Genomic DNA, 856 nt, shown 5'->3' on the forward strand with positions numbered 1-856 from the left:
TTGATGGTACAGGAGAGCTTCTAATCACGATCCTGGGTAGTCTGGCCCAGGAGGAAAGTCGCTCCTTAAGCACCAATACACGGTGGGGTGTGGTTCGCCGATTCGAAAAAGGACAGGTGTATCTAAACTACACCCAATTTTTGGGCTACACCAAGAACCAGGAGGGCGAGCTTGTCATCGTACCGGAAGAAGCGGAAATAGTACGGCTGATCTTCCGGCTTTACCTGGAGGGCTGCAGTTTTGAGAAGATTAAGGAACACCTAGAGAAAAGTGGTATTAAAACAGTTACCGGTAAGGACAAATGGCATGTCAGCACTATCGCAGCTATGATTTCCAATGAAAAGTACATGGGAGATGCCCTGCTGCAAAAGAGCTATACTACAGACTTTATTAATAAGACGAGAGTTAAAAACAAAGGGATCGTACCCCAGTACTATGTAGAAGGAAGCCACGAAGGAATCATCTCCAAGGAATTATGGAACCGTGTGCAGGAGGAAAGGGCTCGTCGGGCCAACATCCGGAAATCCACAGATAAAAGAGCGACAACAGACAACGGAAAATACAGCTCGAAATATGCCCTCTCAAATATCGTCCTGTGTGGAGAATGTGGTAAACCTTACAGACGGGCAACATGGACGAACTACACGGAGAAACGAATCGTATGGCGCTGCTCCAACAGGCAGGAGTACGGGAAAAAATATTGCAAGCATTCACCGACCATCGATGAGCCGCTCTTGCAGGATGCCATTATGAATGACATAAACCTACTGATCGGTGATAAAGAAGATTTTATAAATACCCTCGCTTCCAACCTCCAGATGGTTATGGGCAAGCAGGCCAGGGTCATGGATATCCC

The 856-nt window shown here is 47.0% G+C and carries 1 protein-coding gene; it reads left to right on the top strand.

The window, feature by feature from the left end:
- The coding region (locus tag DSOL_RS26135) for a recombinase family protein (protein WP_139314640.1) at positions 1-856 on the top strand (856 nt) is incomplete at both ends.

The sequence above is a fragment of the Desulfosporosinus metallidurans genome (assembly GCF_001936615.1).
GTDB lineage: Bacteria > Bacillota > Desulfitobacteriia > Desulfitobacteriales > Desulfitobacteriaceae > Desulfosporosinus > Desulfosporosinus metallidurans.